The organism is Paenibacillus sp. IHB B 3415 (assembly GCF_000802655.2).
GTDB classification, from domain to species: Bacteria; Bacillota; Bacilli; order Paenibacillales; family Paenibacillaceae; genus Paenibacillus_AQ; species Paenibacillus_AQ phytohabitans.
Genome location: NZ_JUEI01000008.1, coordinates 43,076 through 66,545 on the forward strand (window position 1 = coordinate 43,076; position 23,470 = coordinate 66,545).

Genomic DNA, 23,470 nt, shown 5'->3' on the forward strand with positions numbered 1-23,470 from the left:
TAATATGAATATTACGGATCAAGCGAAAACATTCATTGAAAACATGATGAAGGAAGCCGGTGTTTCCACCTTGCGTTTCGGCTATAGTGGTGCAGGATGCTGCGGTGCCAGCTACCAGTTGGCACTTGAGAAACCGCAGGCGGATGATACCGTAACAATGGTCAATGAGGTTGAGGTGGCCATCGATTCACGGGTAGCTGATCAGGTCAGCGGACTTACCCTGGATTTCGTACAGGATGAACAAGGTGCAGGACTAACACTAAGTGGCGGAAGCAACTGCTGCTAGAGAGATAGGGGAGAACTATAATGGCAAATTATCATGAACTGATCGAAGGCAAAGTATATATCGGCGGGGAGAATGCACTACTTGAAGCCCTGCAGGAGCAAGAGATTACCGATGTGTTTGACTTGAGGGATACCGGCACCAAAGCAGAAGGCTTTCCAGACCATGTGACCCGTCATCATTTTCCCATTGTAGAAGATGAGAGCGGCCAGGAAGGTTCAGTTCAAGCCGCAATCCAAGCGGTAACAGCAGCAGTGAACAGCGGGAAGACAGTGTATTTCCATTGCGCTGGTGGGCGGAATCGTACAGGAACGGTAGCCACTGGCGTATTGCTGGAACTTGGCCATGCTACGACTGTAGAAGAGGCGGAAGCCTTGGCGAAAGAAAAACGTCCGGATATTAACATCAAGCAGGATATGCGTGAGGTACTGAAGGGCTTTTATCCATCCAAGTAAATAAAAACATATTTACAGAAGGGCTATTTCTAATGGAGATAGTCTTTTTTTGTTATAGAGTTGCAAATTACAACTGTTGTGTGTTACATTGTAAGGGCGGAGGGATGATGATGAAAAGAAAAGGGATACATAAACCCACAATTGAGGATGCCATTGAAATCAGTGGAATTGAAACGCTCCATCCTGGAGGGTTTGATTTAACGAGGCGAACAGCGGAGGTTGCAGCGCTTAAGCCGGGAATGCGGGTCTTGGACGTCTCCAGCGGAAGAGGAACACAGGCGATATTCTATGCGGAGAACTACGGCGTACAAGTAACGGGGATAGACATCTCTGAAAAGATGATCCAATCAGCCACAAACTCAGCTCAACGTTCGGACAAAGCAGACTGTATTTCATTTCGACTGGGGGACTCCCAGGCATTACCTTTCAGTGATAACTCTTTCGATGCCGTAATTAACGAATGCGCGGTCGGAATTCCGGATGATTCCCAGCAAGTACTTAATGAAATGGTTCGCGTAGTAAAGCCAGGAGGCAGAGTGGTGATCCATGAGTCCATTTGGAAGAAGCGGATAACAGACATGGAGAAGGAGGAACTGTCTGAAAGGTATGGAACGACTCCCTTGGAGCTTGAAGAATGGAAGCATATGTTGATACAGGCAGGCGCCGTTGATATTGTATCGGAGCATGAAGAGTGGTCAAAGCCTGAAAGGTTCTGGAAGGTACGTAAAGACCGGGATGTTAGTCATTATTCAAAGCTGCTTACTTTTCCGGAAAGGGTAGTAACCCTTAAACGGATTTTGCAAAAGCACGGGGTCAGTGGTGTAACCAAGGTTATGGTGAATGAGAAGGTTTTCTTTAAAGCCGTAATGGATGGCAAAATAGGCTATGGCCTGTATAGAGGGGTTAAAGGTGATATCCATGGAAAACGTTGATTTACTACGAAATTTAATGAGAGCTTTTGATAAAAATATTGGAGCTTTGGAAAAAACTCAGCTTGCCTGTTGTGGTGCAACGATCGGACAATGTCATGCAGTGATGGAGATTGGGCTATTCGGGCAAATCTCACTCATCGATCTGGCCAATGTACTTAATCTTGATAAAAGTACAATGAGCAGAACAGTCAACGGTCTTGTCGAGAATGAATGGATTGAACGGATTACAGATCCGGATAACCGGCGGTATGTAAAGCTGACACTTTCCCCAAAGGGGCAGATACTCCATGAACAAATCAGCTCCGTTCTGAACGCCTATTTCGGAAACATTATGAAGGATATTCCGGAGAATAAAAGGGAGCAGGTTGCAGAGAGCTTGGAACTGTTAATCCTTGCACTAAATAAGAATAACTGCTGTTAGACACATGTTGGTTCGATGAGGAGAGGTTGGTGGATATATTGCAGAAGACTCTAGACGCAGTAGTTATAGGAGGGGGGCAGGCAGGGCTCGCATCCGGGTATCATTTGCAAAAGGCAGGTCTGAATTATATGATCTTGGAAGCCGGTGAACAGCCCACGGGATCATGGCCGCAATATTATGATAGTTTAAAATTGTTTTCTCCCGCCAGGTATTCGTCATTGCCAGGATACCCTTTTCCAAAAGCTCCAAATGAGTATCCGCTGCGAGATGAAGTCATCTCGTATTTACGTCAATATGCGGAGAAATTCAAACTCCCGATAATGGTAAACCAAAAAGTAGAACAAATAGAAGTAGGAAACGGTGGCTTTGATGTTATAACCTCAGCAGGAGATAGGTTTTGGACAAAAACACTCATTAGCGCATCGGGCTCGTTTCATCATCCTCATCTTCCGAGTCTTCCAGGAGCGGATAGTTTTCAAGGCAAAATTCTTCATTCCTCCGATTATAAACACCCGGAATCGTTCCTGGGGAAGAGGGTTGTCGTTGTCGGTCGAGGGAATTCAGGTGTACAGATAGCAGTTGAGCTTGCCGATCATTCTAATGTATCTCTAGCTGTTCAGCAGCCGGTTCAATTTACACCGCAGCGTGTTTTAGGTCTTGATCTACACTTCTGGTTAAAAATCACAGGTGTAGACAAGTTCTCATTTTATCGGATAGGGAAAGAACCACCGAGTCCGATTTCTGTATTCGACCTTGGAGGATACCGTAAAAAAATAGATAACGGCAATCCGGATCAGAGAACAATGTTCTCAGGTTTTTATTCCGAAGGTGTTGTTTGGGCAAATGGGGAACGGGAAGCCATTGATGTTGTGATATTCGCTACAGGATATCGTCCTAATATCCCCTTTCTGAGTGGGACAGGTGCACTTGCATCAGATGGTAGACCCCTGCATGTTGCCGGTGTCAGTACAGATGTTCCGGGACTTTATTATGTTGGATTATCTAATCAGCGCTCTTTTGCCTCAGCAACGATACGCGGAGTTGGGGCGGATGCTAAATATATCGTGCGGAAAATTAGCCGTTATCTAGGAAGATGAGGTTAGTTGGAGGTACTGGAAGTCAAACAGTTAGCGAATTTGTACAAGAAGTATTTAGTGTAACTGTGGAATTGATCGAGAAAGTAAAATGCGAAATAGCGGTTTTTAGGCTGTCTCTGGGTAAGCCTTGAAATATAGATTTCGTTACATAACTATGTAGTTTAGAAGCAGGGGAAAAACCAAACTTGAAGACACTCTAACTTTTAGAGTGTTTTTTGTTTTGAACAGTGTAGTCTTGATTATGAGTAAAATAAAATAGATATAAAGAAATACATCAGATGTATGATAAAGGCTGATTGTACCATTGAACTAGTATGACAGTATTAATTAATAGAAGGTGGGAAGAATGTTTGAATAATAGCTTATTATTCTGAGAGGGTGTTAACAGTGAACTATGATGATGTTTATAAACTGCATTTACAGTTACTCAGCATATACGAAAAAAACGCTCGGCATTCTTGGGCTTACCAAAGGCAAATCGACTATTTCAAAAGGCAATTATTGATGTTTACTGAAGACAATGTTCAACGCATCTTTGTCTTAAATCAGTTGTTGAAAATTCATGAAAAAACTCGAGAGGCCCTCGTCAACAATTGCGCAGATCAATACTTTTCAAGATCTAACATAACTGATAATGAGTTTAGTACATAACTTCTGATCCGATTTTCACTATTAAAATCAAAAAAAGCTGAGGTTGCCATCAAGCAATTTCAGCTTTTTTGATTTCATTTTTATTGACTAATACGAGTCTAATCTAAGCGCTGCATTTGTGAAAGTAATTGAAGAGCAGATCAACAGTTTCGAGTGTTATTAGAGACGATGACGGTGGGGAATATATGTAACACAAAACCGAATTAACAGCAAAAGACGTAGTTGGGATTTTACATCTGTGATTCAATTCGCAACTAATCTTTTATTTTATATTTGTATAATATATCTAAAAAACGATAAAAATATTAATGACTAATAGTTGAGGCAGTAATTAAGAGGAATAAAGACAAAAGTGTTTTTAGATAATGCATTTAAAGATAAAAGGAGGGGGAAAATGAAATTTGAAATTACAGAAGACATGCAGCAGAAAATAAAAAAATGGGACTCGTGTGACCCCGTTGATGTTGCCGGAGCAAAATTCGCATACACCTTTATTCCTACAGGGCTAGGATTAGTTATCCAGGTTAAGTGCGATATTTGTAAACGAATATTAGACCTGACTGAGGATTTTTTGATCTAACTTACTCTTTTAGAGAATCGAAGAATCCTCATCCAAGATAGGAATAACATTAAACATTTCATCTTTGATTTCATCCTCAACTTCTTTCATTCTTTTCATAATAGTTTCGATAACTGAAGTAAGCATCTGCTTGTCTTTGTAACTGAGTTCTCTATTTTCTACAAAAAGTGAAATTCCAGAATCAATTAATTTTGGTAGGTCCCATGAGGTTCCTTTTACAAAAGCATAATCAATTTGTGGAAAGGTAGATAGCTGACCGAATGGATCTCGGAAGTGTGGTTCTGGAAAATTGGATAGGCCAAGTAAGTAGTCTGACGAAACTTCGAGAGTATTAGCTAAAGCATAAATTTGTGATGGGTCAGGATTTGATTTACCCCGTTCCCAACTAGAAATCACGTGCTTAGTTGTATTTACACTAATTTTCTTTCCTAATTCTTCTTGTGTCCACTCTTTTGATATTCGCGTATTCTTGATTCTTTCTCCGAGCACTAACATAAGATCCCCCTAAATAAATTCTTTGGATATTAATGCCAAATTAAAAATACGTTATCCAATGTATAACATAAATTAAAGATATCACATGATTAATGAGTTGTAAAATATATTACGATAGTCATTGACAAGTAATAGGTTAATCTACTATTATCCAATGTAACATATTAAATAACTTTAATACTAAATAGTAGCATATAATGCTACATAATAAGATTTAATTGGGAAGGAGATTATTTGTGGCCAAAAGAAGACGGCGTACCACCGCAGCAACGATTGCTAGACGAATCAAAGAAGGAAGGGGGCAAGGACATTTTAAAGAGTATAAACCTTGGTTAACAATCCACGATGTTCCTTCACTTGGAGTTGTAACAAGGGTTCTAGGTTGGAAGAGTAGACGCCTACATCATTACTTCTCAGAGCATTTTGAGCTTGCCCATCATTATCAGATGGAATGGGCGTTAGATGTCATCGATATCAGAGAACAATATCCGTTACTTTCATTAGAAAAAACGCTATTTATTGCAGAAAAATTAAGCATAAGGCATCCAATAGATCCGAAAACCAAATATCCAATTGTTATGACTACTGACATGTTGCTCACGATAAAGTCAGGAGAGGATGTTCGGTTTGTAGCCCATTCTATTAAACCATCAGGTAAATTAAATCGAAGGGTATTAGAGAAACTCCAAATTGAGAAGTGTTACTTCGAAGATTTGGGCATTGAATGGAGATTAATTACTGAGAAGCAAATTAACTATGACTTAGTGAAAAATGTTGAGTGGTTGTATTCCTCTAAAAACCTGGAAGATACAACTTATCTAAACAATGAGCTGGTGCATGAATTGGAACCAATTCTCTTTGAATGTATTAGTAATCAGGATAAGCCACTGGCAAAAATCACATTAGAGATCGATAAACGAAAAGATTTACCAATGGGTACATGCATGAATATTGTTCGTTATCTGATTGCTAATCGTTTGTGGGGAGTTAATATGAAACAACGAATTCTTCCTACACAAAAGCGATTAGATATTCAAAAAAACCATTTTGAGAATTAGAGGTCCAATCATGATATTTTTTGGAATGATTCTCTTGAAGAGACTCTAGGTCCGTGCTTTAACTCTGATGAAATGATGCTAGACAGGTCATTTAAATAGATAGATACCATGGCTGATTTCTTTATAGTTAGCCCTAGTGACTCTGAGAATATTGTTATACCAACCGTAACCTATCTTGTGACTGGAGGAGAGTAAATGCAGGTGTTTGAAAATGCTCTATTCGATATAAGGAATGAGGAATCAAAGCTTGTTGATTGTGAAAGAGTATTGTGGCTGGATCAATCTCAGGATTGTGTGGTTACCATTTCTATTATTAATAAAAATGCTCTTCCTGAGTTCAAGCGAATCTCTTTCTTTGAACAGGGGATTATTGAGGGATCAATAATTAGTCGTGAGGTTGATCCATACTTAAGATTTATGGTTCCGAATGAAAAATTAAATGAGAGAGAAATTCAAATTAGAGATAGTTCTTGGGATTATATTAGGGAACTGGTTGAGATAGAACCTAATATCTATAATCCAAAAGAACGTTTCCAGATGATTAAAGGCGCAATGAATAAGACTGGTAAAGGAAAGGAGTATTATTACAAGTTTTTACGTCAGTATTGGTCTGGTGGAAAGATGCCAAATGCATTATTACCTAGATTTAGAAAATGTGGTGGAAGAGGGAAACCAAAAAATCCTACAAAAAAAATGGGAAGGCCAAGAAAAACTAGTGTATCTACAGATCCAAAGTTGAACGGTGTTATCGTAGGCGAGGGGACTCGAAAGATTTTTGATGCAATTATTAGAGAGGTGTATTTAAAGGTAAATAGAAGAGACTCTATTAGATATACCTATATTGAAATGCTAAAAAAGTACTATAGCATAGGAACCCGTCAAAAGGGTAGATATGAAATACCCATTATACCTCCAGATTATGAACTCCCTAGCATAGCCCAACTAAGATATCATATTCGAAAATATGTTAACAGGCGTAAGCAATTAATCGCGCGTGAAGGAGAAGTAACTTTTAACCGTGATTTCAGACCTTTACTTGGATCGGAAACAAGAAAGGCTACCGGGCCAGGACAGATTTTTGAAATTGATGCAACCATTGCAGACACTTACCTAGTGAGTTCGGATGACTCCAATTTAATTATCGGCAGGCCGGTTGTTTACATTGTGGTAGATGTCTATAGTCATATGGTTGTTGGATTATACGTGGGGTTTGAAGGCCCTTCATGGCTTGGCGTGATGATGGCAATAGAAAATATTGTTGAAGATAAGGTTGAATTTTGTAAGCAATATGGAGTTACGATTACGAAAGAAGAGTGGCCTTGTAACTACATGCCACAAACATTCTACGCTGACCGTGGTGAAATGGAAAGTAAAAATGCGGATTCATTGGGTAATGCCCTTGGTATTAAATTGAAAAATGCACCACCATATCGTGCAGATTTGAAAGGGATAGTAGAACAGCAATTTCGTACTTTAAACCTCACTCTTCAGCCATGGACGCCTGGGGCAGTGAAGAAAGAGTATCAGAAACGCGGTGGTCCTGATTATGTATTGGACGCTAAACTTACGCTTAAAGATTTTACAGCGATGATGATCGAAATGGTTCTACACAGAAACAATTATCACTACATGGAATATTATCCCGTTGATAAAGATCAAGCCATAGATAAAGTTCGTCCAGTTGCTAGGGATTTGTGGAACTGGGGAGTAGCCCACAATCATTTTCTAAAGGTAATTGATCCTGATATTGTTCGTTTGAATGTATTGCCGGAGGCTACTGTAACCGTGCATCGAGAAGGGATTTATTTTGAGGGGATGTATTATGGGTCTGAAGAGTTACTTCTCCAAGGCGGGTTTATAAAAGGAAAGTCACCCAAAGTTGTGATTGCTTATGATCGAAGATGCATGAATTATGTGTACATTAAAACAAATCAGGGAAAGGGAATGATTAAATGCAATCTCTTATCTAAGTCATCGCGTTTTATGAATATGAGTCTTGAAGAAGTTAAATCAACTAGGTATGAAGAAAGTTTATCAAAGAGTTTATATAGAACAACTGAAGTTCAGGAAGAAGTTTCTTTAAGTGCCAAATTAGAAACCATTGCTCAGGAAGCGATCGATCGTAGTGTTGAAAATGAGGATAGAAGTCTCACAAAGACTGAACGTAAATCCAATATCCGAGGAAATAAGGCTGTAGAAAAGGACAAGATGAGGAAAGAACAAGCTTATGAACTGGGAAAAACAGATGAAGAGTCAGTTGTGCTTGAAGATAATGTAACCGATATTGAAGCGTATAAGCCCAAATCAAAGCTGGGTCTACTTGCAAAAATAAAATTAGAAGGGGAAATAAATCATGGATAAGAAGAACCAAGGATCAAGGGGCTATCAGTTCTCACCAAGTCTTATTGGGAGACAAGAAGAAGCCCGTTATTCTGAACAATATATATCGGGTTATAAAGACAACCCCTTTATAGAGGCGTTGCCTCCCATATTCGAAGAGGAGGATGTAGCCTTACAAATCAGAAAATATCCTGATTATGATGTTAGCCAGCGAAAGCTAGGGAAACAGACGAGATTGCACCTCGTGCAACAGATATCTGACTATGTTGAACCTATGCCTTCACACTTTCTTGTAGCACAAAGAATCGATAGGGCGGGTCGTCACGGGTATAAAGCTCGTAACCCCTTCTCTCCAGCATACAACAGACAGTTTCATATCGGATTTAGAGATGTGCTGGATGGAGGAGTTGATCAGGAAGGATTAAACATTGCCGGTGTAAGATCTACAGCTTCAGCATTTTCTATACTGGGAGTAAGTGGCCAAGGTAAGACGACGGCGATAGAAAGCTCACTACTTCTCTATCCCCAAGTCATTTATCATTCGGTATACAAAGAACAACCGTTTATACGTAAGCAAATCGTTTGGCTTAAGCTGAATTGTCCCTTCGATGGCTCTTTAAAGGGCCTGTGCTTTAACTTTTTGCAATCCGTAGATTCAATTCTAGCTACCAATTACTTTCAGAAGTTTGCATCAAAGGGTGCCTCTATTGATATGTTAATCCCAATAATGGCTCACATTTCCACGTTACACGGTTTAGGCGTTTTGGTAATTGACGAGATCCAGAACCTTAGCTTTATGAAGAGCGGTGGAGCTGAGAAAATGTTAAATTACTTTACGCAGTTAATTAATACAATAGGTGTGCCGGTAGTATTGGTTGGCACATTTAAGGCAATGAGACTCCTATCAAGTTCATTTAGTCAAGCTCGGAGAAGTACCGGGCAAGGGGATATGATAATGGACCGATTGGTTCAAGGAGAAGAGTGGGACTTTTTTCTAAATAGTCTTTGGAAATACCAATGGACTGCAACTGAAACTCCGCTCACTATAAAACTGAGCAATAAAATGTACGATCTTTCACAAGGCATCATTGATATCGCTGTTAAGTTATATATGTTAGCTCAATGGCAGGCTATCGAGGATGGGGATGGTAAGGAAAAAATCAAGCTAAGTCTTTTGGATGCAGTAGCAAAGCAGCATATGCAACTTGTCCAACCGATGCTTAAGGTTCTAAGACGAAATGATCCGGATGCCTGGGCTTTAATTGACGATTTATATCCTAAATGGGATGTGTTAGATCAGTATTTACAAAAATCTTCTGAAAAAGTAAATCTTCAAGGCAAACTTAGAAGTAAGATGTTGCGGGACGAGAAGATAGAACGAGAAGAGGAGAAATATCTTGAACTCATAAAGACGGCTGTAGATTTCGGGCTATCCTCGGAAGCAGCTGAGGAAGTTTCTAATAAAATCCTACAGTCTAATGAGGCTGACAAGGATATTGTGGATTTACGTAAACAGCTTATTCAGGTGATTACAAACACAGTTATTGTAGGAGAAGGGGAGAACTCTGATACAAATGAAAATGGGGACAAAACAGCCCAAAAGAGCTCAAAAAGAAAGAGAAAACAGGAAATACTTGATGAGGACGACCTCAGAAACGCAGCAGTAGGCAATGATAAGGATAAGGAAGCTTTATACGAGAAATTAATGAACATCGGTAGCATCCCAACAGACGAGGAGCTATCAAATCTTATCATTTAAGCCTTTTATTTGTACTAAGAATATAAGACAAGGGGAAAACTAGCAATAGGATATCTGAGAGGAGGATTCTATTGCTAGCCTATTTTCCGACTCTTTATAAAGATGAATTGCTTTATAGCGGAATTGCCAGATACCATATGAATTCTGGTAATAAGACTCAAAGACAAACCATTGAGGATCTTTTTGATAATCAGCTCGTATGCTCCGCTGCAGATTTGCCAAGCCACTTGGACACCTTGATCTCCAGAATAAACAGTAGTTATTCATCTGAACAACTAATACGCAATCATACACTTTTTCCTTATTACGCAACCTTTATGAGTCAATGCAAAATTGAACACTCAGAATGGGTAATGAAAAACGGCGCTGCTCAAGGCACTATCCATGCAAACCTGGGCTTGCTAGCTAGTAAAGTGAAAATCCCCAAGTATCTTAGGTTTTGCCGAGAATGTTATAAAGCTGAAACCGAGGCATGCGAGCCCTACTGGCATGTATCTCACCAATTACCAGGTGTCAGTATCTGTCCCTTACATAGGACTTCTCTTGTCATAAGTAAAGTCGAATGTGGTACGGAAAATCATAAATTTGAATATGTGGCTTTATCGAAGATAAGAGAAGAAGGTTTGGGTGAGGTAGGTATTGATACCAACTGGATGGACACTCTCATATATATTGCTGAGCAATCTATTGCAATGCTGCGTTCTTCTGGTTCAGAAAATAGTAGTAAGCCAGAGTATAAAAAAATGTTATACAGCAAAGGGTATCTAACACCAAAAGGAAGAGTTGAATTTAAGAAACTAATTCAAAATTTTCGCCATTTTTATGGCGATGAACTGCTGGAGCATCTGAACTGCGAAGTTATGGGTGTTTCTGAAACCTGGTTGCATAAGATTATCAGAACACCTGAGGAAATAAGACATCCACTAAGGCATATTTTAGTGGTGAAATTCATTGGGAATGTCGCAAAGAGCTTATCCAGTCATAGTCAATCACCCTTTGGTAATGCGTCGTGGCCCTGTTTAAACAAGGCTGCAGGACATTATCGACTTGATGTTATTGAAAGTTGTAAGATATCTCGATGCACAAAAACTAAGCAAGCGATTGGAACCTTTCAATGTTCCTGTGGATTTATATACTCGCGTACGGGTCCAGATCAATCTTCTGATGATAGGTATCGGATAGGGAGAATAAAAGAATTTGGCCAGGAATGGTATATGAAACTAAGCGAATTAAATGCAACAACCCTTTCTCTTCGGAAGAAAGCAAAAGAGTTAGGGGTTGATCCAGGGACAGTAAAGAATCAACTGGAAGTAATGAAGAATTCTAGGATGATAAAGCCGGCGAGGATCTTTGTAGAGCAAGCTAAACAATCTTTAAGTAGTATTCAAATGAAAGAGATGGGGAATATTCCTAAATTGTCCCCTAGTAACTACGTAAGAATCAATTGGGGCGAAAGGGATGAACTTTTATTGGAAGCCGTTATAAATGCGGTTACTTTGATTAAAGATGCACCAGAACCTCAGAGAATATCATTAGCAGCTATAAAAAGGGTTCTCACCAAAGTACCTAAAGATATGACTAAACTGCCCAAAACGAATGCTTACATAATAAAAAGCATGGATTCAACGGAGTCATTTCAAATCCGAAGGATAATTTGGGCGGCAAAAAAGTTAGAAGCAACGGATGGAAGGATATTAGGTTGGAGACTACTCAAAGTTGCTGGCCTTAATCATCCATTAATAGATAGTGTGCAAAAAAAGTTTGATGAAATATTGAATCTACCGACCAGACATCAATAGGAGTGAAGTAGCATGACAAATGAACTTGCTTTCTTTCCAAAAATGTATCAAGGAGAGGATTTTCGGAGTACAATTTATCGTTACCACATAATAAGTGGAAATGTTGATTTCATGTATAGTAAAAAAGAATTGTTTGATTTGAAATCAAGCAAAAATCACTTTTTTTCTAGAAATATAGATTATCTTATTTCTAGGATACCTAAAAACTCGCAAATAACAACAGAGCATATATTAAATAATCATACCGTCTTTATGTTTTATAAGCCATTTATGTCAGTTGAGAAGCTAAATGCTTTTTATCAAGATGTAAAGAGTGGTGGTCGCGGAAGAACAAATTTCTCTGGAAGAATAGTTAATGCAGCTGGTCCAAATTTGATATCCCAAGAAAACAAATTTTGTCCAATATGTATGGAGGATGAAAAGAATAAGCTTGGAGAACACTTTCTGCATGTTAAACAACAAATTCATTTTTTAGAAGTTTGTCCAGAGCATAAAGTGAAACTTATTCCAGAATTACCTACAAACGAAGCGCAATTATCGAATTCGTACTCTGATACTGATATGGCTTCATTAAATGATGTGCATAGATCAGAAGATGATTGTGAGATTCCTTGTAAGAGAAGACATGATTATCAACTGCAGATTGCAGAAGAGATTTATCGCCTATCAACTGGAATGGTTGATTTCAATCAGCAAAAACTTTTAGGTCAATATAATATTGTTCTTGGGAACAAAGGATATATCCATGACATTACTGGACAATATTCCATAAAAAAATTAATGAAAGATTTCATAGATTTCCATAGTGCTGATCAACTTGATGCTGTCGGAATAGATTCTGATTATCTATTTTCTGATCAGACTCTTCAAAATATGTTCAGGAAAAGCAATGTACACAACCATATAATACTGCATATTCTGATGATGCGCTTTTTATGTGGCAACATAACTAGTTTCCTTGAGTATAACACTGGTTATGCAATTCCTATACCATTTGGGCCAGGGCCTTGGAAATGTTTTAATCCGCTGTGTCCAGAACATAATCAACAAATCATTTATAATTGTAAACGAACTAATAACATAAATATGTTTTATGGAGAGTTTCAATGTGAAGTATGTGGCTTTACGTATTCTAAACGTTGGCTCAATGAAGAAATAGCTTATAAAGATGGAGAATATATAATAAAATCTTTAGGTTACAAGTGTATTGAGAAAATCTTCGAATTACGAGATTTGGGATATGCACTCAAAGAGATATCGAAATTTCTTAACATAGATTATTGGAGAGTAAAGAAATATGTGAATGAGAAAAGCAACATGATGATAAATCGTAATGAATGCTCAATTATAGATAGGGACTCCGGAGAAGTTTTCAAGTTATTAGCTGCAAGCAGAGAAAGATCTGCAACAGCTTATATTAAAAATAAGATAGACCAATGCCGAGAAATAATATCTCAGATTGATTTAGGTGCTCATACACGTACTGAAATAAAACGTATGGCTTATAAAGAATATGTATATTTACTTAGGCATGATAAAGAATGGATAGAAGAAAAATTACCACCGCAGGGATATAGATATACAAATTTTGATTTTAAAAAGTTGGATAATGAATTATCAAGTCTTATTAAGAAGACAGCAATAAAGATATATGCAACTAATCCCACTAATCGGATAAGACGTTTTTCGATAGTAAATGCATTAATGGAAAAGGATAAACATCAATATACTAATAATAAAAAAAATTTACCTAAATGTGCAGAAACTCTGAGTAAATTTGAGGAGACCAGGGAAGGCTATCAAATTAGACATATTCCTATAATAATAAAGCAAATGTTTAACTCTCAAAATCGTAATATAACAGTTGATAGAGTTGTGGAATTTAGTAAAACTTATCGGAATTGTTCTGACAAGGTTAGGGAGAAAATAAATGATATTTTGATTGAGATGGATATAAGTGGGGACTTTAAAGAGTCTTAGAAGTTTGGGATATCTAAACTAAGAGGGGAAGGAAAAATGTTGAAAAAGCCGTTCTATACTAAGGACGGCTCTTTATGCTAGATGGAATAAATCGAAAAAGATGTCTTCCTCTATTTGTGTTAGCATTTTAGTTAACTATTATTTCAGGATCGGCTAATTGTTGTATTAAAGGGTATTCATCCCACGTTCTTCCCTGAAGTAAACGTCCCGTGCGATGTTTCTGAACTCCCCCCCACTGTTTGAAAAAGAACGCTACGCTCTGTGCAATGCATTGATCTTTAATGGATACAACCCACGCTTCTTCCATTGGTCTAGCCCCATATCCGGACTCTCCTCCTACGATAACCCATTGAATACCTTCGAGATTTAGGTTCTCCAAAGGACCAATTAAGGGCTCTATCGAAAGAAATTTAACGATGGCAGGTGTATTTCGAAGATGTTCAATACGCTGAATCACTTTTTTGTTTTCAACACTGACTCCTAGCCATACATTTGGAGGCCATGGTAAATAAGGAGCCAATTCCATAAGGCGTTCCGAGCGCTTCGTTAATATTTGAAAGGTATGCCAAGATGCCTTTTCCATAACAGCAAATACTTGTTGTATAAATTCTAAGGGGACATCTTTATGAAAAAGATCGGACATAGAATTAACAAAAATACGTCTCGGTTTCTTCCAGGATAAAGGCAATTCAATTAGATCAGGATGTAATGTTAATTTGAACTCATTTTCATAACGAGGGTTGCCCATTGCATGAAGTCTTTTGGCCATCGTAGCAGCGTAGCAGTTGCGGCAGCCTTCAGATACTTTTGTGCAGCCAGTGACGGGATTCCATGTTGCTTCCGTCCATTCAATACTGGATGATGTTGACATTAATTGATCCCTCCTGACCAAAGTATAGCATAGCCTGGAAATTGGAGCGCGTTCAGAATAGCTCAAATTCTACTTGTTGAACTTCTTTAGGTCTGTTCTCTAATCTAGATAAAGTAGATGGAGGCAGACCAGAATTGATAGTATTGCATTCAGCACGTTCACGGTAATCTTTAAATGCATAATTGTCGGTTTTAATTAGATTTTTGTTTGTAGAGAATAATGTTTTGGCATAATCGGAAATAGACTTCTTATCATTGGATTCAAAAGGTAATGGCGAATATTGAAGGTAAAAGTCAATAATCTTTGCATAAGTTACATGTTCCTTCTTATTAAAATGAAGCATAAAATCTTGAACGAATTCCTTGTATCCATAAGAGTTATGACGATTAGTATCAGAAAACAAATCATCTTGAAAGGTTGATGCATTGAGTTGGTTTTGAATAATATAGTGGTTCTCAGCTTTTGTTCGTAGATCTTCGAACTGGACCATTGATTTTTTCATTTCGATTAATCCTTTTCGATCTCGAGTAACAAATACCAAATGAAAATAAATATTGTTGTTAATTTGACTATGTATTCTTTTACTGAGTGTGTAGACATTAGAAGTCCCTGATTTAATTTGAGTTTTGTATAATTCAATAATGTTATCTTCAAGTTTCAATAGATCCTGCATTAAAGGAAGGGACAGACTGTCGCTGGAGTTCCTTCTTAAATTTAAGTACTTAGAAATATCCGTAGGCAGAGTATTCACTCCAAAAAATTTGCAAAGTTCATTTTCACTGGATTTAATCGTAATATTTCGTACCAAGGAATAACTCATAACATTAATTAAAAGCTCATTTGAGGGTTGTTGGATAATCCGATGCATATCATTCATGTTGACCCCCTTATATCCAAAAGGGTCAATGAAATAAAACGTGGGTTTACCTTGTGTGTAATGAATTAAAGTGTCTAGATGATCCTCGAATTTGCCTGAAAAGTTTTGGATTTGATGCGGGTAGGGAGAGCGAAGTCTTATCTTCTCAAGTTCTTGATGATATTCTGTATTGTATTCCACATTATAAAATTTAAATCTCAAATCATTACTGTATTCCGCTTGTAAGATATTTTGGAAATTAAGCAGGCGGTTAATAGCAATTTGAGGAGAACCCATTTTACCGTCATCAAAATAGCCACGACCAGCAAAGCCATCTACGAAATTTACCGTTTTAATCTTCTTTCCGTAATTTGCATTCGCAAAAACTTGACTCCAATTCTTTAAATAGTCCTCCAAAAGGATATGTTTCAAGTGTGTTTGAATATCTTTATGGTTAAAATGATTATCCCCTGTTTTAGACATTAAGTTCACCTCAATAGGTCTAATTTCACAGATTATACCATGGATAAATATCCTAAGTATATAAAATATGTGTTTGTTAATATCTACTCCTGTTTTCTTTATCGATTAAGAATTTGTTTTTATGGAGGATGTAGGATAATTTAGTGATCTGTCGAATTTTCTATACAGAGAATAGAGTTATGAGTCTAAGAGGGGAGTGTCTTCGTGGCTGATCTAATTGATTACGAGGAGTTAGTAAGCAAAAATAACATTTTTTTAGATAACTTAATGTTTGGAAATGGGTTCTCCATTTATTTTGGTAGTAGATTTAGGTATAATAACTTATTTGATGAAGCCAAACAATTGTTCGAAGAATATGATGAGCAACTTTTTTCTGTATTTGAAACAAGCAACTTTGAGACAGTATTAAGATCATTACATACCTCTAAGGAAACGAATAAAATATTTGGGATTGATTCAGTACTACTTGATGAAAGTTATGAAAGAATTAAACAATCACTAATTGAAACTGTAAAAAAAGTTCATCCAGAGGCTAACGAAATGACTCTCATGCAAATAAATCATTTAAAAACAACATTTAATATGTTTAAGAAAAAGGTTTTCACTACTAATTATGATCTACTAGCATACTGGGCATTAAATAAAATTAGAAGTAACTCTAGAAAAGTCTCAGATGGATTCGGATGGGATACTGACACAGATACAATTATGTTTGGTGCAGGTGTTGGGGTCAGCGAAGATGATAACCCTCTGCGATTGTATTACCTACATGGATCGTTACATTTATACATGGATGCTGGTGAAATTATAAAAATTACTAGAGCAAGAAATCCTGTTGGCACCACTGATAATACTTTATTGACAACGATTACTGATTCGTATGATGAAGGATATCTTCCTCTATATGTTTCTGAGGGTACGTGGAAACAAAAAAAAGCTAAAATTAATAACAATAAATACCTAAGACATTGTTACGATGCCTTACTAAAAACTACTGGAGGATTGACCATTTTTGGTCAATCTTTAGATGCAGACTGTGATAAACATCTTATTGATGCTATAAAGCAGTCAAATATTAAAAAAATTGCTTACGGTATATACGATATAAAACGGCAGGCATTAATTGAAAAAGAAATTAGTTCAGCGTTTCATGATTGTGATGTTGAAGTTGAGTTTTATGATTCCAGGAATTTTTTCGAATGTCTGTCTAGTTTGGAATGGGATAAGTTTAGTGGGTTATAACATTAACTGGGTAGCAGTATGAGTCTGGGTATAATTGCTCGTGTCATACATCTCGCTAACTGACGTTTGAACTGTAGTTACAAAATTATGTCTACTTTCCCATGGAACTCATTATGCCTTCGGGCTATTGAGGATGATCTCGGTAGCTTGAAGGCATAAGTGCTTAGGAATTATTTGATTTTATAATGAATTATATAATAAATGGGATATGAGATGCAGCTTGAAAACGAGGAGGGCTTCTGATGGCTTATAAAGCCTTTTTAGTAGCAGTAGATAAAAATATTTCTCCTGATTTTTCTGGTTTACCGAACACCCTTAATGATGTAAGCGAAGTAAAACGATTATTAATGGAGAACCCCTCGAACTTCTTTGATGCGAATGTACAAGAATTTACTGGAACGATAGCAAAAAAATCAATAGTAGCAACGGAATTGAAGGCCTTTTTTGAAAGTGCAACGAGTGATGATATACTCTTTCTGTTCTGGGCAGGACATGGACATTTACATGAGGGAGACGGGTATTTAGTACCGTTTGATGGTGATACTGCATTAACAGAATCTTCAATGATAAAAATGGCTGAATTAAAAGATATGATAGACAACTCAGAAGCAAGAGCAATTATTAGTCTATTAGATACATGCCATAGTGGCTCGATTACCCGGAGTAAGGATATTTTAAGAGGGCTACAAATTATAGGTACAGGAAAAGTAGTGATTGCTGCATGTCAAGCCCATCAATATGCTTATGATCGAAATGGTCATGGAGCATTCAGTGATTATTTAATCCAAGGATTATCGGGAGCAGCCGCCAATCAAGAAGGGAAAATAGATATTTATACTCTTTATTCTTTCATCTCTTCAAAGTTAACCGCTGAATTCCAATCTGGTGTTCAAGTCCCAGCTATTTGTACCTCAACACTTGAGGGGCAGCCTATTGAAATAAGACGAATTGTATTAAGAAGCGAAGAAGGAAATCATGCTCAAGAGTCAGTTGTGGAGACAGTCTTAGATAGCTCAGGAACCAGTTACTGGTTGGGCAATATAAGTAGTGAACACAACGGATTTTCAGAGCTCAGGACAGGCATATATAAGTTGAATATTAATAACCCAGTCCCGGAAGTGGAGAATGAGTTTCGTAAGATTAATGATAAAAAAGCAGTAGTCGTTTTTGCTATAAGAAATCAAGCGTATCTGATAAGAATAGAGAATATAACTATTTCCTCAACAAGTTCAGGGGACATAATGGAGGTTGAACTGAGGAAAATTGAAGGTAAGCACGAAACAGCCTCTATGGAAATGCAGTATGGTGGGGGATCGGGGAGAAGATTTACTTCTGATCAAATTGCAACTATTCGTGCAGAGCGGATATTATTTGGAGACGAAAAAGATCGTACTTCTTTATGGGAAGATATATTTTTAGAAAGCTTGATAAATAGCCCTACAAACGGCAGCCTTAAAGTTGTACCGAATATAATTTCAAGTCTGCAGAATGAAGGATATAGTATTAACAGAATACGTGTAATGACTGTTGGATATTTGATACTAACAGGGACTGTAGAACGTATTGAAAAGTTGGATTTTAAGATTAAAAATGGAACTATTACAGAAGTATCTTTTGCTGGCTACCGGACTAAGCAATATTCAAATGTTGACCCAAGCCGTATTGAGCTAAATGGTCGGATTCGTTAACAAAGTAGTTTTAAATATTCTTTTCTTGGTAATTTCTAGTGGTTTTACACTTTCTTTTTTTCGTGTTTATCACATGATTCTATAGACTCAGTAAAATCAACAAAATTAGTTTCACAGATTTATATCACGGGACACAAATGTCTGGTGATAAGAAAGTTAGGAACCAGTAAAGAAAGTCTGGGACCAAATTACATTAATGAGCCGTCCTGCATTTTGAGGACGGCTCTTTTTTGCGTATATTGTCTGTAGAAAATAAAGAGCAAAACTGAAAAATAAAGTATTAGACTAACGGCCGCTTCATCAAGCTATCACTTTATTAAGGGGAATGCACCGTTTGAACATCTATTAAAATATTTTGATTTATTATCAAGTCTAATCAGTTCAGCAACAGAATCTGAAGTGAAAATCGATGGTGCTCTCTATGGAGGAATCAGAGAAAGAAAAGATAAACTTATTCTTGAATCGGTTCATCATCCGCTAATCTCACTTGAGCTTGCAGATGATGAATTCGGAACAAACGCCAGAATCTCCGCAGACACAATAAAATTCAGACATCAAGTGCAAGATAAAACGCATCATATTTTAGATGATCTTATATCTATTTTTGAAAATCAGCTTGTTAAGATGGAAAATAAATTTAGGGATTATATTAAGTGATTAATTTGAATGTTTCGCGATGAAGGTGCTGGCAACTTATAACGTTATATTCACACATCAGGCATGGTATTGGGTCCGGCAGAGGGATTTCAGATAATATTATGAATAAAATTATAGACGATTAACTTTAAATTTTGGTCAGTTAGATTAGTTTCCAAGTTTCTTTCCATAGTATTTTATAGTGGTTCCACACATTCTTTTTTTGACTTTTTTTATGTAACACTGTAAACCCAATAGAATCAACAAAATTGGTTCCAGAGTTTTTTACACCTGACATATCTGTTGTCTGTTTGGATTCGGTAATACTACTAGAAGGTCTTCAACTGTCTACAGAACTGACATCTAGAATATACAACATGACTCTAATTGAGGCTGCCTTCGGAAGCCTGTCACTCATCACTTAAAGTTTGCCACCAAGTCGAGCGAATTTCAGGTATCCACTTCTAATTCTCGCTCGGCTTTTCTTTTTTCCTGGCTCTCAGTCCACGAATTCCACATGCCCTCCCAAACCTTTTCCCAGGCTTCTCCTCGCGCATGCAGAATCCTATGAAACCCGGACCACACCTGCACTTTTAGGCTTTCTCTCACTTATATTCTCACGACAAACTTATTTTTCTTTTATGCTTAGAATTTCCCTCCAATTTTTGTTTTTCTCGTGTGTTTTTTCGGGTTTTAGCTTAAACTTTTAGCGGTTTATTGTAATAAAGAATGGGGTTCTAAATATGAGGAAAAGCCTTGTGGGAGTAAAGGGAGAGGAATTGAGGGGGAAAGGAGGCGATCTACCGAATCCTTCATTGAGCAAGAACTAATGTATCAGCTTGGAACCGTAAAAAAATTGTTTCCGCTTACGTGCAACAGATCCTCGTATATCGCGTGGCGACAAGTCTGAAGCTGGTTTTGGCTTAGGAAATTTGGGACATCTCTAAGCTGCGCTGGCGCATCTAAAACTTATCAGGTGTATCAGGCAGCATTTAAACGTCTCTGCCTTGTTCGGAATGATACTCAATGCAGTGTTTAGGCAGTTGTATATCGCTTTGCTGGTATACTGCTGTTCAAAAATATGTATGATACCATTCGACCGCAGATTCCTAATTTAAATATTTTTACTAAATCGACTATACAAATTAAAGAAGATACCCTGAAAATTATAGATAATGTAAAATACTGTAGACAAATGGATAATAATGTTTTACCATGAACGATGTTGGTGGATAAATGATCCTTCAATACCAAAAAAATATAATTTTAACTGTTTTGTCAAATGATAATTTGTTTTTTTATCCATTTTTGCAACTTATCTACTTGTCGTGATGATGCTAATTTCATAAGGGTGGTGATGTGTAGAGGGAAATATACCGAGTGTTTGATTAACTTGGGGTGGGCCGGGGACTCAGTAAAAAATCACTATGAAATTTTTAAGGAACTATCAAAAGAATGGCTTGACTCCAAATTATGCATTGAACTTAGAAAATGAAAGGGCCGTTTCAAAAGCAGCAAAATCTTTTCGTCTCTCACAAAAATAAAATTAGCCGACGCCATTCGTGGTCTCTCCTGCGGCAAATCGCATTACCGTATCCTATTCTTTCTCATCTTCAGTTGGATGCTCGACTGTGAATGGATTTCCATTTTCGTCGTTTGCAAAACGACTTATTGATAACGCTTTCTCAAATGCCGATGCCTACATAACAGGCTGATGTAAAAGAGATCGATCAGGCATGGTCGACTCATTCTGTAACGGTCTGGTTAACTATGATACTTAATCAGGAGATCATCCGACAGTGCATGTCATTTACATTGTTTCTCGATCTGAATTTTATAGTACAGACACGGTGTAAGGCGATCAGTCCGGCGCTTCCAGAATGCAAAAGCTATTGAGTTTCTACAATCAGGACTGCTGCAAGGTTACATCAATGAAGCCAAAGGGGCTGTGGCCTTTGTCCTTGAGAACCAGTTCACTTATGATCGTCTGATGTTAGGTATATTACCAAAACCAATTCACAGGTGGCGTGCGTATCATTATTATGAGCTATTTAGATATTCATAAAATAATTAGAAGGTAGGTAGGTAGGTATGAAGAAACAAATTCTAAGATTATGTTCTGTTTTTTCATCAGATTTAGAACTATTTCCGTTTTTTATAGACCACTACAAAAAAATGGGAGTTGATTATTTTCACATAATTTTACATATGCCTCAGGATATGCTTCATCTAATCGATGAAAAACTGTTAGTATTTCGAGAGAAAGGCATAACTCCCGAAAAAATATATACAGGAAATTGGAGCGGTGCAATATCAACATCATTGATAAATGAAACAATGAGTAAATATAGCGATGATTGGTTTATTGTTGCTGATTCTGATGAATTTCAGATTTACCCAAATGATATTAAAAAAATAATTAATTCTAAAACTGACAACGTTGATTACATTTCAGGCTGTTTGTTAGATCGATTTGCACACGATGGAGATTTACCATTAATAATTTATGATAAATCAATTTGGGAACAATATCCTATCTGCGGATTTTTTGCTTTTCCTGTTGCCTATTCATGGCCATATAAAATAACCGCATGTAAAGGACACATAACGTTGAGTGAAGGCAGCCACCATGCAGTTATTACTGAAGATCATATAATAAAAAATGAAATTATCTGCCAGGTTCATCATTTCAAATGGACAGGCTCGTTTATTAATAAAACCCTTAAAAAACTTAAACAGGAATCTAATGGAGAATGGGAGGAAGATTTTTACCCTTTTTATGGTGACGAGCTAAGGAGGACTATAGACTACTTAAATAGCAATAACAATAAATTTAATATTAATTCTGAATTATTTAGAGTTGAATATTCTCCTGCACCAAAATATGAATGTTATTCGAAATGGGATGAGATCGCGCGTAAATTAGAAAGCTGGGATATGCAAGATAGAGAGAAATTTATAGATTCTTTACTACAAATCAGCTTGTAGAAAAAAAGAGGTGTGTCCTACGTGAGAAATGCATTTAATTTATACTACATAACAATTGTCAAAGGTGTTCGTCAGTTTACAACCTATCGCACCAATATTTTTGCGGGGGTAACTTCAGCATTGTTTATGTTGGGGGTGCGTTACGCATTGTGGATGGCTTTATTTGGGACAGGAAATGGCGGAGATTCTACATTAATTGAAACTATAACTTATTTTGTAGTAATGGATATTCTTATGGTGTGGACAACATCGACATTTAGTGAATATATTGGAAAGGATATCCATTCGGGGGATATTTCAATTGCACTTACAAGACCATGTTCGTATCATTTTCAACTTTTGATGGGCTTGCATTCAAAGGCGGTTGTAAGTACGTTTATAAGTTCTCTCCCTATTTTTATTGCAGCTACCGTGTTTATCGGGATTTTACCCCCTGTATCCGCGTTAAATTTTAGCATCTTTATTTTAGCCGCAATAATGGGAGGAATCATATATATTTTAATTGACCTGATAATAAGCTATTCAGCTTTTTGGCTTATGGGTTTTTGGTATATTCGCTTGTACAAAGGCGCATTGTTTATATTGTTTGGTGGCACAGTCTTGCCACTATGGTTTTACCCCGATTGGTTAAGAACTGTCAGTGATGTTTTACCATTCCAATTCTCGTTATTTATTCCTATGGAAATTTATTTGGGACGTATACGTGGTGGTGATATAGCTACGCCTCTAGTAATGCAAGTATTTTGGATTGCTTTGTTGTTTGCCTTAGAGCGATTTGTTTGGAGTAGGGTTCAATATAAAATTGTAGTTCAGGGGGGATGAATTCTGAATACTTTGCGAGTGTTTTTTACAATTA

19 protein-coding genes are annotated in these 23,470 nt (G+C 37.2%); 16 read left to right on the plus strand and 3 right to left on the minus strand.

The window, feature by feature from the left end:
• The first annotated feature begins 4 nt into the window (after window positions 1-4).
• The 6 genes from QW71_RS05150 (at window position 5) to QW71_RS05180 (ending at window position 4,419) form a co-directional block, all read left to right on the plus strand.
• The gene (locus QW71_RS05150) at window positions 5-286 is read left to right on the plus strand and encodes an iron-sulfur cluster assembly accessory protein (protein ID WP_039294283.1); all 282 of its coding nucleotides are present in this window, start codon (window positions 5-7) and stop codon (window positions 284-286) included.
• A 20-nt stretch (window positions 287-306) separates the two neighbouring features.
• A complete protein-coding gene (locus tag QW71_RS05155; RefSeq protein WP_039294293.1) occupies window positions 307-738 on the plus strand; it encodes a dual specificity protein phosphatase family protein in 432 nt (143 codons plus the stop codon).
• A gap of 104 nt (window positions 739-842) precedes the next feature.
• On the plus strand, window positions 843-1,670 hold the full coding sequence (locus tag QW71_RS37775) for a class I SAM-dependent methyltransferase (RefSeq protein WP_160311777.1): 828 nt from the start codon (window positions 843-845) through the stop codon (window positions 1,668-1,670).
• Complete coding sequence (locus QW71_RS05165) at window positions 1,657-2,091, plus strand: MarR family winged helix-turn-helix transcriptional regulator (RefSeq protein WP_039294294.1); 435 nt, start codon at window positions 1,657-1,659, stop codon at window positions 2,089-2,091. The genes QW71_RS37775 and QW71_RS05165 overlap by 14 nt, the downstream gene beginning before the upstream one ends.
• 29 nt (window positions 2,092-2,120) lie before the next feature.
• Entirely contained in the window at window positions 2,121-3,188 is a 1,068-nt protein-coding gene (locus QW71_RS05170) for an NAD(P)/FAD-dependent oxidoreductase (RefSeq protein WP_306766029.1), read from the plus strand.
• Between the two features lie 1,045 nt (window positions 3,189-4,233).
• A complete protein-coding gene (locus QW71_RS05180; RefSeq protein WP_039294297.1) occupies window positions 4,234-4,419 on the plus strand; it encodes a hypothetical protein in 186 nt (61 codons plus the stop codon).
• A 9-nt stretch (window positions 4,420-4,428) separates the two neighbouring features.
• Here the strand turns inward: QW71_RS05180 and QW71_RS37780 are convergent, their stop codons facing one another.
• Window positions 4,429-4,914 (minus strand): helix-turn-helix domain-containing protein, encoded by a 486-nt coding sequence (locus QW71_RS37780; RefSeq protein WP_052769899.1) that lies wholly within the window; start codon window positions 4,912-4,914, stop codon window positions 4,429-4,431.
• A gap of 236 nt (window positions 4,915-5,150) precedes the next feature.
• Between QW71_RS37780 and QW71_RS05190 the strand changes: the two genes are divergently transcribed.
• The 5 genes from QW71_RS05190 (at window position 5,151) to QW71_RS05210 (ending at window position 13,850) form a co-directional block, all read left to right on the plus strand.
• Window positions 5,151-5,972: a heteromeric transposase endonuclease subunit TnsA gene (locus tag QW71_RS05190; protein WP_039294298.1), complete on the plus strand. Its 822-nt coding sequence runs from the start codon at window positions 5,151-5,153 to the stop codon at window positions 5,970-5,972.
• A gap of 195 nt (window positions 5,973-6,167) precedes the next feature.
• Window positions 6,168-8,333, plus strand: coding sequence for a Mu transposase C-terminal domain-containing protein (locus QW71_RS05195; RefSeq protein WP_052769900.1), 2,166 nt, complete (start codon window positions 6,168-6,170; stop codon window positions 8,331-8,333).
• Window positions 8,326-10,071 (plus strand): ATP-binding protein, encoded by a 1,746-nt coding sequence (locus tag QW71_RS36915; protein ID WP_047013637.1) that lies wholly within the window; start codon window positions 8,326-8,328, stop codon window positions 10,069-10,071. The genes QW71_RS05195 and QW71_RS36915 overlap by 8 nt, the downstream gene beginning before the upstream one ends.
• Before the next feature lie 71 nt (window positions 10,072-10,142).
• Window positions 10,143-11,870, plus strand: coding sequence for a TnsD family Tn7-like transposition protein (locus QW71_RS05205; protein ID WP_039294300.1), 1,728 nt, complete (start codon window positions 10,143-10,145; stop codon window positions 11,868-11,870).
• A 12-nt stretch (window positions 11,871-11,882) separates the two neighbouring features.
• The gene (locus QW71_RS05210) at window positions 11,883-13,850 is read left to right on the plus strand and encodes a TnsD family Tn7-like transposition protein (RefSeq protein WP_039294304.1); all 1,968 of its coding nucleotides are present in this window, start codon (window positions 11,883-11,885) and stop codon (window positions 13,848-13,850) included.
• Between the two features lie 127 nt (window positions 13,851-13,977).
• Here the strand turns inward: QW71_RS05210 and QW71_RS05215 are convergent, their stop codons facing one another.
• Both QW71_RS05215 and tcmP read right to left on the minus strand, forming a co-directional pair.
• On the minus strand, window positions 13,978-14,721 hold the full coding sequence (locus tag QW71_RS05215) for a DUF5131 family protein (protein WP_039294305.1): 744 nt from the start codon (window positions 14,719-14,721) through the stop codon (window positions 13,978-13,980).
• 52 nt (window positions 14,722-14,773) lie between these two features.
• The gene (gene tcmP, locus QW71_RS05220) at window positions 14,774-16,060 is read right to left on the minus strand and encodes a three-Cys-motif partner protein TcmP (protein ID WP_039294306.1); all 1,287 of its coding nucleotides are present in this window, start codon (window positions 16,058-16,060) and stop codon (window positions 14,774-14,776) included.
• A 204-nt stretch (window positions 16,061-16,264) separates the two neighbouring features.
• On the opposite strand from tcmP, the gene QW71_RS05225 reads away from it, so the two are divergent.
• The 5 genes from QW71_RS05225 (at window position 16,265) to QW71_RS05245 (ending at window position 23,436) form a co-directional block, all read left to right on the plus strand.
• Window positions 16,265-17,302: a DUF4917 family protein gene (locus QW71_RS05225; protein WP_039294311.1), complete on the plus strand. Its 1,038-nt coding sequence runs from the start codon at window positions 16,265-16,267 to the stop codon at window positions 17,300-17,302.
• 242 nt (window positions 17,303-17,544) lie between these two features.
• Window positions 17,545-18,990, plus strand: coding sequence for a caspase family protein (locus QW71_RS05230; protein WP_039294314.1), 1,446 nt, complete (start codon window positions 17,545-17,547; stop codon window positions 18,988-18,990).
• 399 nt (window positions 18,991-19,389) lie between these two features.
• Window positions 19,390-19,647, plus strand: a complete 258-nt coding sequence (locus QW71_RS05235) for a hypothetical protein (RefSeq protein WP_039294318.1) — start codon at window positions 19,390-19,392, stop codon at window positions 19,645-19,647.
• A 2,070-nt stretch (window positions 19,648-21,717) separates the two neighbouring features.
• Window positions 21,718-22,614, plus strand: coding sequence for a glycosyltransferase family 2 protein (locus QW71_RS05240; protein ID WP_039294325.1), 897 nt, complete (start codon window positions 21,718-21,720; stop codon window positions 22,612-22,614).
• Between the two features lie 21 nt (window positions 22,615-22,635).
• Complete coding sequence (locus QW71_RS05245) at window positions 22,636-23,436, plus strand: ABC-2 family transporter protein (protein WP_039294327.1); 801 nt, start codon at window positions 22,636-22,638, stop codon at window positions 23,434-23,436.
• Window positions 23,437-23,470 lie beyond the last annotated feature (34 nt).